At 69.1% G+C, this 9,572-nt stretch carries 8 protein-coding genes; 3 read left to right on the forward strand and 5 right to left on the reverse strand.

All coding sequences use genetic code 11. From position 1 onward, the window contains the following. Positions 1 to 231: 231 nt before the first annotated feature. Positions 232 to 1,083: a LysR family transcriptional regulator gene (locus tag AB0M27_RS45105; protein ID WP_328965346.1), complete on the reverse strand. Its 852-nt coding sequence runs from the start codon at positions 1,081 to 1,083 to the stop codon at positions 232 to 234. Positions 1,084 to 1,178: 95 nt separating this feature from the next. Between AB0M27_RS45105 and AB0M27_RS45110 the strand changes: the two genes are divergently transcribed. Beyond that, on the forward strand, positions 1,179 to 1,910 hold the full coding sequence (locus tag AB0M27_RS45110; protein ID WP_365731724.1) for an SDR family oxidoreductase: 732 nt from the start codon (positions 1,179 to 1,181) through the stop codon (positions 1,908 to 1,910). A gap of 488 nt (positions 1,911 to 2,398) precedes the next feature. After that, entirely contained in the window at positions 2,399 to 2,593 is a 195-nt protein-coding gene (locus AB0M27_RS45115) for a hypothetical protein (protein ID WP_365731726.1), read from the forward strand. A 662-nt stretch (positions 2,594 to 3,255) separates the two neighbouring features. Here the strand turns inward: AB0M27_RS45115 and AB0M27_RS45120 are convergent. The 4 genes from AB0M27_RS45120 to AB0M27_RS45135 form a co-directional block, all read right to left on the reverse strand. After that, positions 3,256 to 3,621, reverse strand: a complete 366-nt coding sequence (locus AB0M27_RS45120) for a hypothetical protein (protein WP_365731728.1) — start codon at positions 3,619 to 3,621, stop codon at positions 3,256 to 3,258. 628 nt (positions 3,622 to 4,249) lie between these two features. Further along, on the reverse strand, positions 4,250 to 5,836 hold the full coding sequence (cdgB, locus tag AB0M27_RS45125; RefSeq protein WP_365731736.1) for a diguanylate cyclase CdgB: 1,587 nt from the start codon (positions 5,834 to 5,836) through the stop codon (positions 4,250 to 4,252). Positions 5,837 to 6,248: 412 nt separating this feature from the next. Beyond that, positions 6,249 to 6,854: a sigma-70 family RNA polymerase sigma factor gene (locus tag AB0M27_RS45130; protein ID WP_365731730.1), complete on the reverse strand. Its 606-nt coding sequence runs from the start codon at positions 6,852 to 6,854 to the stop codon at positions 6,249 to 6,251. Beyond that, entirely contained in the window at positions 6,851 to 7,174 is a 324-nt protein-coding gene (locus tag AB0M27_RS45135; RefSeq protein WP_365731732.1) for a hypothetical protein, read from the reverse strand. The genes AB0M27_RS45130 and AB0M27_RS45135 overlap by 4 nt, the downstream gene beginning before the upstream one ends. A gap of 617 nt (positions 7,175 to 7,791) precedes the next feature. Between AB0M27_RS45135 and AB0M27_RS45140 the strand changes: the two genes are divergently transcribed. Next, positions 7,792 to 9,144: an endonuclease domain-containing protein gene (locus AB0M27_RS45140; RefSeq protein WP_365731734.1), complete on the forward strand. Its 1,353-nt coding sequence runs from the start codon at positions 7,792 to 7,794 to the stop codon at positions 9,142 to 9,144. The last annotated feature ends 428 nt before the right edge of the window (positions 9,145 to 9,572 follow it).

Below are 9,572 nucleotides of genomic sequence, written 5' to 3' on the forward strand. Positions count from 1 at the left end.
CAACGTCGCCCGAACACGATTGACTTCATGTGCGTCCACACAGTCCTCATGCCCCTGAACACTGCAGGCAGACAGACCTAACGGAGTCCTACTAGATGAATGATGCGAAGGTGTGAGTGGTCGAGATAGATGTCACCTGGTCGCGCAGACTGACACCAGCCGCGTGCACCCACCGCGATCTGCCGCCTGAGCCGGGCCACGATGGGTGGAGCCTGGCCGGGCGGGTGGGAGCTACTGGAGACGTGTCGCAGTCCGGATGAGGTCGGCGACGGCTCTGGACCGGCTGTGCGGTGGCCAGGCGATCACGGTGGTGACTGTCGGCGCGTCCAGCACGGGCACGGCGGCGAGGTCACCGTGCAGTTGGGCTCGGCACGACTCCGGTGAGACCGCACAGGCACGGCCGAGCGCGACGAGCTGCAACAACTGCGCATGGTCGCGGACCTGCGGGCCGGGGCCGGGCGGGTAGGTGCCGTCGGGGTCGGGCCAGCGTGGGAGGGGCAGGCCCGGCAGCCCGGTGATGTCGGCCATGTGCACATGGGCCCGGGCGGTGAGCGGATGCCCGGCCGGCAGGACCACAACCTGACTCTCCGTGCTGAGCTCTTCGGTGTGGAATCCGGCCGTCGAGTCGAACGGCCGGTGCAGCAGCGCCACGTCGGCCCGGCCCTCGCGCAGGAGTCGTTCCTGCTCGGCGGGACCGCACAGGATGACGTCGACGGGGACCGCGCCGGGTTCGGCGGCGTACGCGTCGAGCAGTCTCGCCAGCAGTTCCCTGGACGCGCTGGCCTTCGTGACCAGGACCAGGCCGGGGCGGCCGGTCACGGAAAGGGCGGCGCGGCGGGTCCGACGCTCGGCGGCCTCGACCGCGTCGAGAGCCGCCCGGCCCTCGACCAATAGCACCGAGCCGGCCTCGGTCAGCGTGACAGTGCGACTGGTCCGATCCAACAGCACTGCCCCGAGCCGGCGTTCGAGCCGCTGGATCGCCCGTGACAACGGTGGCTGCGCGATCCCGAGCCGCTGCGCAGCACGCCCGAAGTGCAGCTCTTCAGCGACAGCGACGAAATACCGCAGTTCCCGGGTCTCCATCCGGCCATGCTATCCCGGATCAATACCCTGACGGTATCGTTGCGCACTCGATCGGTCTTGGACCCCCGCCGAGGCCCGAAGGCAGCATCGTCCCTATGACTGAACGGACGATCGCGCTGGTCACCGGCGCGAACAAGGGAATCGGCTACGAGATCGCCGCAGGCCTGGGCACCCTCGGCTGGAGCGTCGGCGTCGGCGCCCGCGACGACCAGCGCCGAAGCGCCGCGGTGGAGAAACTGCGCGCCGCTGGCATCGACGCGTTCGCCGTACCGCTGGACGTGACCGACGACGCGAGCGCGACCGCCGCCGCACGGCTGATCGACGAACAGGCCGGACGCCTCGACGTGCTCGTCAACAACGCCGCCATCGCAGGCGACATGCCACAGGAGCCCACCCGGATCGACCCCGCCACCATCCACACGGTCGTGGACACCAACGTGATCGGCGTCATCCGCGTCACCAACGCGATGCTGCCGCTGCTGCGCCGCTCCGCCGCACCACGGATCGTGAACATGTCCAGCAGCGTCGGCTCCCTCACCCGGCAGTCAGGACCCGCCGCCGAGCAGACGGCAGGTCCGGTGTCCGCGGCGTACGCGCCGTCGAAGACGTTCCTGAACGCCGTCACCCTCCAATACGCCCGGGAGTTGAGCGGCACGAACATCCTGATCAACACCGGCTGCCCCGGCTACGTCGCCACCGACCTCAACGGCTTCCGCGGCGTGCGCACCCCCGAACAGGGCGCGGCGATCGCCGTCAAACTCGCGACCCTGCCCGACGACGGCCCCACCGGACAGTTCTTCGACGACGCCGGCGTAGTGCCCTGGTGATGTGCACGGCGGCCATCACCCGCCAGGCTGATGCCGCTGCGCCCACGCATCTCGGACAGATCCGTGGTGGCCGTCCCTGCCAACGCTCCGGTGCCCGGGGCAACGCCCCGCACCGCTACCGGCTCCAACAATCGTGACCCGGGGATCTGAATCGCAAGACCTCACTGCTGTTCACCAATCCTCCGACCTGCCGAATCTCCATGCGCTCGGTGACAACTGGGCCGAAAACTCGGAGCAGGTGGCGACAAGGTCGACCATCTGGTGACAAGTGGCGCGACCGCTGCGCCACCGAAGCCCAGGTCGGCCCGCAGAATTGGTGACACCTATCTTGGCAAGTCACAGAAGGGCTCGCTGGCGCGCATGACATGAAGCGAGGGAGTCCAAAGGTCGGTTGTGACGCCAGCCCTGGACTCCCTCGCGACCGCGCTCTACGTGAAGACCGACGACCTGCTGAAGGAATCGCAGTACCTCTCTGCGGGACCGGCGGCATGAACTACCTCGATGAAGCCCCGTTCGTGGCCCAGGGCATCGCGGTGACACCGTTCCAGCCGCCGACTGCCAATACCTGGTCCTCCGGCCGCAGGGACAGCGCCGTCACCGGCCTCATGACGCTCGGCCCCGCCGCTCTGGCTGACGAACTGATGGCCGTCGCCGCTCGGGCTGCCTTCCAGACCGCCGCATAGCCCCCGCCAGCGTTTCCTCTCCTCCTCGAGGAGGGAAACGCGATGAGCGTGGCCTGTTGCGTATGCCTTCGTCCTGCATCACTGTGTAGCCCACCGGCTGCCGAGCCGCTGCGGTGGGCGGAGCGGGCGAACGGACCTTGGCGCCGCGGCTGCCGTGGGCCTTCGCTGGCTCCCGGACCCCCGCTCCCGTGGCACCGCCTGGCGCGGCACGGACTCGGATCGCTTCCGCCCGTGCGCTCCGGACGGCACAACGGCCCTGGTACGCCGGTGCTTTGCTTACAGGACGCTGTGCAGGGCGCTCTCCTTGCAGCCCTCGTCTTCCTTGCGGTCGCGGCGAGGACCTGACACTCGCAGGTCCAGGGCGATGGGGGAGTGCCGCAGAACCGGCGTCATCCTCCGTTGAGTGACGCTCCGTTCTGCCGCAAGTACTCCAATGGTTGGTGAGGGAAGGAGCAGCCCACCGGGGTCCTGGCCCCCGGCGTCCTATCCATGACCCAGGGTGCAGAGTAGCGGGATCACCCCGCGGTCGGGCGGGCGGGAGTCCCCGCCCGCGGGCCAGGCCACCAAACGGACGACCGCATCGCTACGCTGGTCACAGGGCGCGGCGCTTCCCCCGACACGCTCTGCGTGGACGGGGACTGCGACTGGCTCGGGGCGGACGCCTACTCGAAGGGTCCGGGCTGGTCGCGGAGATTCTGCACGGCCTCGGTGATCCGGCCCTCCCGGATCGCCCTCGCCTGCGCGGCCGTAGCGCTTCGCATCGTTTTGCGGACCTCCGCGAACGGAGTGCCGCTGACCCAGATGTCGTAGCCGGTCTCGTACTCGCTGTCGGGGGCGTAGCAGTGCGGGGCCCGGTCGGTGGTGTCACCGACCTTCGTGCCGGTGTAGCCGTGGGTGTGCCAGCGGACGCACCAGCGGCACCAGACGCGGAGCAGCATGGCGGGCGGGCCGGCTACGCCCTCGGTGCGTTCCTCGATGAACCCGGGAAGGGTGGGGGTGCCGTTGGGCTGCGGGGTGTGGTGGCTCATCAGCTCTCCATCCGGTGTCGGCTGTGGAGCGTTCTGGGTGGCAGTGTGACGCCGAATCGGATTCGCACCAAACGACCTAGTGGCGGGCCGGATCTGCGGCCGCGTTCTCCTCGTCGTCGGAAGCTGTTGGGGCTGCTGGCGGGTGCTGGGGTGTGTTGCCGGACGGGAGCGCCTGTGCGCCCTGCACGCCCTCTCCACGAACACGGCCGGTACGCCGCACCGTCAAATCGTGGGGGATACCTGGGAGCAGGAGTGTGTGGGACGCGGTGACGGCAGCGGATGCCCGCACGGGGCCGTACTAACGATCGACGCGGGGATCGCGGTGTACCGGTGCGATGACTGCCGGCACTACTGGGAGCTGGACGAGACGGAGCCGGGACGGCGGGCGGACGAGGATGATGGGCGGACCCGGCCGCTTGGGGATCCGAGGGAGGCAGGGCCGGGAACAGCGGCGTAATGCGACGTCGCCCCGGTACCGGGGCGGTGTCTGTCTGGTGGGGAACTTACCAGGGCATCAAGGGCAGTCTGCCTACTTCAAACGCCCTCTCACAGCTCGTGTACAAAGCCAATCGTGGTAACCGCCGTCCGTAGCCACGAGAAGGCGGGCAACGCGCGGGGCCCGCCCAGTTCAGCCGGTCCTTCGGTGCTGTTTTGGGCGAGAACGCTTCTCGATGTACATACGTTCGTCGGCAGACTTCAACACTTCGTCCGCCGTCATGCCGCAGTGGGCCCAGCCGATCTTGAAGCTCGCACCGACCCGGATAGCCCTGCCCTCGGCGCGGATGGGCTGGATGATCTCGTTGCGCAGGCGAACGGCGAGGTCCTGGGCGTCGGCCCGGCTGAGGTCGTTGGCGAGGATGACGAACTCGTCGCCGCCGAGTCGGGCGACCGTGTCGCCGTCGCGCACGCCCCGGGTGAGCCGCCTAGCGACCTCGATGAGGACGGCGTCGCCCGTGTTGTTCCCGAAGCGGTCGTTGATCGACTTGAAGCCGTCGAGGTCGCAGAGGAGGACTACGAGGCTCTTCGTGTCGTCGTCGCTGTCGGTTGCGGGCTCGGACACATGCAGATGGGTGTCGCTGCTGACATCAGCTGCTTCCGAGACTGTGGTCTCCTGCTCGCCGGGATGAGGGCACAGCCGGGCGCTGAGGCGCGAGCGGAGCTCTGCGGAGTTCGGCAGGCCGGTGAGGGAGTCGTGGGAGGCGCGGTGGGCGAGCTGCAGCTCGCGGCGCTTGCGCTCGTCGATGTCCTCGACGTGGGTGAGGAGGAAGCGGGGGCCGTCGGCGGCGTCGGCGACGACGCTGTTGCGCAGTGAGACCCACACGTAGGTGCCGTCGCGGCGGCCGAGGCGCAGCTCCGCGCGGCCGCCCTCGGCGGAGGTCCGCAGCAGGGTGCCGATGTCCTCGGGGTGGACGAGGTCGGAGAAGGAGTAGCGGCGCATCGCGGAGGCGGGGCGGCCCAGCAGCTTGCACAGGGCGTCGTTGGTGCGCAGGATTCGGCCGTGCTGGTCGCCGCCCATCTCGGCGATGGCCATGCCGGAGGGGGCGTACTCGAAGGCCTGCCTGAAGCTCTCTTCGCTGGCCCTGAGCGCCTGCTGCTCCCGCTCGAGGCGGACCAGGGCGCGCTGCATGTTGGCGCGCAGCCGGGCGTTGCTGATCGCGATGGCCGCCTGGAACGCGTACATCTGCAGGGCATTGCGGTCGCCGTCGCCGGGGCGGCGGCCGTTGCGCGGCCGGTCCACGGAGATCACGCCGAGCAGCTCGCCGCGGACGCCGCTCTGCACGCCGGGTGTGTACAGGGGCGCGAAGAGGCGGTCGGAGGGGTGCCACTCGTCCTCGAAGCGGGGGACGGGGCCGTCGGTGTACCACTGGGGCACGTCGTCGTCGTCAAGGACCCAGCCCTCGGTGTGGGGGATGAATCTGAGGTCGCCCCAGGCCTCGCCCATGCCCAGGCGGCGGTCCCAGGATGCGCGGGAGCCGACGCGACCGGTGATGAGACCCTCGGCGGCGGAGTTCCCGGCGAGGGCCGCGACCACCAGGTCGCCGTCGGGGCGCACGAGGTTGACGCAGGCCAGCTCGTAGCCGAGGCCGCTGACCACGCCGTCGGCCACGGTCTGCAGGGTTTCGGCCAGGCTGCGGGCCGTGTGCAGGTCCTCCAGCATCTGGTGCAGCGGGGTCATGGCCGCCAGGCCCACGTGGGATTCCGGTTCCACCGTCACGGTCATCGGGCGCGGTGGGGCCGCGGACCCGTCGGCCCTCGCCTGGTCCTTGGAGGCTGCCCGGGGTGCGGCGGCCTCCTGCGGCTCCTGCTCTTGCCGAGGGGGTGCTGGCGCCGTTGATTCCTGGTGCCCCTCGTGCGCCGTCGGGAGGCTGCGCAGGACGCGTCCCGCTTCAGCGACACCCATCCGCTCTGCCTTCCGCAGCCACCGCGCGGCTTCCTCAAGATCGCCCTCGTCGTCCTGCAAGTGGTGCATGCCCAGTTCGTAGGCGTCATGACCGATCTCTGCCCGGTCCGAGGCCAGGCGCAGCTGTTCTCGCTCTTGAGCGGTCGCGTTGCGAAGACGGGCCATCACCGCGTCGAATCCGGCGTCGAGCTCCGTCTCGGTCGTCTTGAAGGAGGGGCTGTCGTCGTCATTCATCACGGGCGAACCTCCTCCGGTCGGCCGGCGATTGGTAGGACTCCAGTCTGCGGGAGACCCGCAGCTTGGCGAGAGCCACCTTGAGGGTCTTCTTCACGGTATGGGGGGTGATGCCCATCAGGCGGGCGGTCTCCTGGGTGGTCAGACCTGCCACGTGATGGTGGTGGAGCGCTTCGCGCTGACGTGTGGTGAGATCGGCCAGCGCTCGCTTGAGGTCCACGGATCGGCTGGTCGTGTCGTCGATCAGGACGCCGCAGTGCGGTGCGACACCATGCGCGAGTGCCTCGAGGTCTTCGCTCGCGGCTGCGGCCTCGGGGGTTCTGCCGCGTTTGCGCCAGTAGTCCGCGATCCGGCAGCGGGCGATCGGGAAAAGGATCATCGCCAGGTCGTCGTACTTGTCGACATGCTCCGTGTACTTCGAGAAGAAAGTCGTCCAGGTCTCCTGGCACACGTCGTCCGCGTCCTCCTTACAGGCTCCAGCAAGCTGAGACGCGACGAACCGCCAGATCCTCCACTTGTAGGCGTCGTAGCAGTCCCGCATGTCTTGCTCGGCTGGATCGCGGTCCTCCTCGTCGCTGCCGTGGGCGCGCTCGGTCACCTGTCGAGGTCACCACCCGCCGCGGGGCCCGGCGGCCGCAACGCCTCTTCGGTGACAGGGCTGTTACCTACCTCCAAAGACCACTGGGTGCCGGCCGACCGGTGGCGGATGCGCGCCGGGCGTCCCGTGGCGGCGATCGCTTCGGCCACCGCGGTGATCGCCTGCCGTTGCTCCCGCGCAAGCTTCACGCGCCCGCTCACTCGGATCGCGAGTGTGCCCAGGGCCAGGACACCAGTGACCACCGATGCGATCTCCTGAGGACCTACCGAATCGAGCACGTTGCGCCTCGCCTTCATTCCCGACAGCATCGCTGCATACATCGCTCGCCGTCAGCAAAATGGGTACCTCCCCTCTTCCAGGATTCTTCTGTCCCGGCTGGCGCGGCTGCTCTTTGCCACGGGCCGGTGTCGCGGACTACGACTCCGTCGTCGACAGCTGAGCCCGGTCCGTTCGTGACGTGAAGACGGCCGCGCGGGTTCTTCGAGTGTGACCAAGAAGTGAGCCCGCGCGGCCTTGTCCCATCCTGTCTTCACCGGCGTCTCCCGCCAACATCTCGGCGATTTGATCGAGGAGTTGGCCAAGCCGTGGTGCGCTCTGCGCGAAGCGGAACTGCAAGAGCGGCGAGGCCACGAGCGGCTGAGGGCAGCGCACTGCTCGGCGTGCGGGATCACGTCGGCGATGCGCCAGTGCGCGCGGAAGCTGTCCCCCGCTCCCGCTCAACCTTGGGATACGGGCGGGGTGAACCGGCTGCCCGCGGTGCGGCTGAGCAGCGACAGCCCGGACTGACGGTGCGCAGGCGGCTGTTCTGCACCGCCGATGGTCCTGAGACCGGCACGTCCGTTGTCCACTTTGTCTTCCTGACCGCCCAATACCAGCAAGTCGTGCACACCAAGGCCGCCCCTATGAGCATGTCGGTGTGGGCCGTTAGCCTGTCGGTATGCCTGAGCGTGTCATCCCGGGGCGCAGCGGCGGCCTGATCCCTTTGGGCGCTGCGGACGCTCTGTGGGCCGACTTGACGACCGGCAGCGATGTGCCGACGGCTTCCGCGGCGTTCACCTGTTCTCCTGCTCATGCCCGGGCGGGGTATGTCCTGCTCGGCAGCCGTGTGGTGGCGACGGTGAAGGCAAGCGGCGGCCAGTGGAGTGTTTTGGAGATTGAGGTGCGCCGGGCGGCAGCGGAACTGAACGCGGTGGAGATGGACTGCCAGGACCTGGTTCGCATCGGTCCGTTCCGCGGCGCGCCGAAGGAGGAGTGCAACGAGGCAACGCTGATGCGCTGGCGCCAGCGCATCACCCGGGAACTGCAGGAGCTGGGCGAGTCCGAGCGGGCGGTACGACGTGAAGGCGGCCGGCCGTCCCATCTGGCGGGGATCGACTGGCGGCGGATACTCGTGGAGCAAACTCGCGACCGGACGGCGCGGACATGGTGGCTGCCGCGCGCCGTGGTCAGGCTGCTGGATGTGGCCGAGCACACCGAAACGCAGTGGCTGCAAGCCGCGCGGACCTGCCGGGGAAACACGGCCGTCACCGAGCCGCCCACCCACGGCTGGCAGGCCCGAGCCGCCGACGGCCAGCAGACGACGAGCCACGACTGCTCAACCGCCCCGCTGCGCCCGTACAACGGGGAACTGCAAGGCCACCTGTACTCGGTACTCAGCAGGAAACCCGGCACCTCCCGCAAGGTGGCCGGGTGGACGTGCGCCATCTGCCGCACCGCACCCGCCACCGTACTCGATCACTGCCACGAACACGGCTACGTTCGCGCCCCCCTCTGTCACTCCTGCAACACACAAGAACGACCGGACCACCTGTACAGCAACGACATCCGCGTGGCCAACCACTACACACGCCTCTTTGACACCCATACCGCCGACTGGCTCCGCCACTGGCACCGCTGCCCCGGCTGCCGCGCCCGCACCACCCTGCCACTGCCGCACCTCGCCGCATGGACCGCCCACGTGGCCTGCCGATCGCTGCGCCCGACCCACCGCGATGTCCGCGGCTCCCGCGCGCGTAAACCCTGTGGTGTGCTGCGCGTGTCCTGGACGGGCAGTCAGAACGCGCCCGGTTCCTGCTTGCTCACTGTCGCCGTCGACTTCTGCCCTTCCGGCGAGCACCGTGTTCTGGCGCAAGTTCCCTACCGCGAAGCCGTCGAGCGGTTTAGCACCTGGCTGGCCGAGGCCGCCCCTGCCGTGGCCGCCGCGGCCGGACCCGACCGCCTGGACGGCCTCCCCGTCCGATTCCGGCCAGTCATCGCGGACACCAGCGGTGAGGGCCTGGCGCTGTTCTGAGTGAACAGCACCAGACCCGACACCCACGGCAACCCACACCCGCCCGGCGCCGATTCGCAGCCCACCCGGACGCCCACGAAACCCGCCGCTTCCCTCCGCCAACACCACAAGCAGCCCCACACCTCAGACATCTCCGGGACCCGCCGCGCCCAGGGTCTGGACCCCCGGCAGAAGGAACGCCTGCTCGGGACTGTTCGCACCGGCGGGGTGACCAGCGGTGGGTTGCTGGCGCGGGTCCGCGCCGGCGGTGATCAGCTGCCGTCGGGGCTGTGCCGTTCTCTGTTCCTTGTCGCGCGGCTTTTTCGGGCTGGGCGGTTAGGAGGGCGTTTCGCTGGGGTTGTGAACAGCTGCCGCGGAACAGCGTACGAGTGTGTTCTGGCGCGGATGAGTGAGTGTTCGGGCTGTGGTGGGCGTACGGGGAACGATAG

This window comes from Streptomyces sp. NPDC052107, assembly GCF_040680215.1.
Taxonomy (GTDB): domain Bacteria; phylum Actinomycetota; class Actinomycetes; order Streptomycetales; family Streptomycetaceae; genus Streptomyces.

Coding starts and splice junctions, on each gene's coding strand:
- AB0M27_RS45105 (WP_328965346.1), bottom strand. CDS start 1,083: ATGGAGACCCGGGAACTGCGGTATTTCGTCGCTGTCGCTGAAGAGCTG.
- AB0M27_RS45110 (WP_365731724.1), top strand. CDS start 1,179: ATGACTGAACGGACGATCGCGCTGGTCACCGGCGCGAACAAGGGAATC.
- AB0M27_RS45115 (WP_365731726.1), top strand. CDS start 2,399: ATGAACTACCTCGATGAAGCCCCGTTCGTGGCCCAGGGCATCGCGGTG.
- AB0M27_RS45120 (WP_365731728.1), bottom strand. CDS start 3,621: ATGAGCCACCACACCCCGCAGCCCAACGGCACCCCCACCCTTCCCGGG.
- AB0M27_RS45135 (WP_365731732.1), bottom strand. CDS start 7,174: ATGTATGCAGCGATGCTGTCGGGAATGAAGGCGAGGCGCAACGTGCTC.
- AB0M27_RS45140 (WP_365731734.1), top strand. CDS start 7,792: ATGCCTGAGCGTGTCATCCCGGGGCGCAGCGGCGGCCTGATCCCTTTG.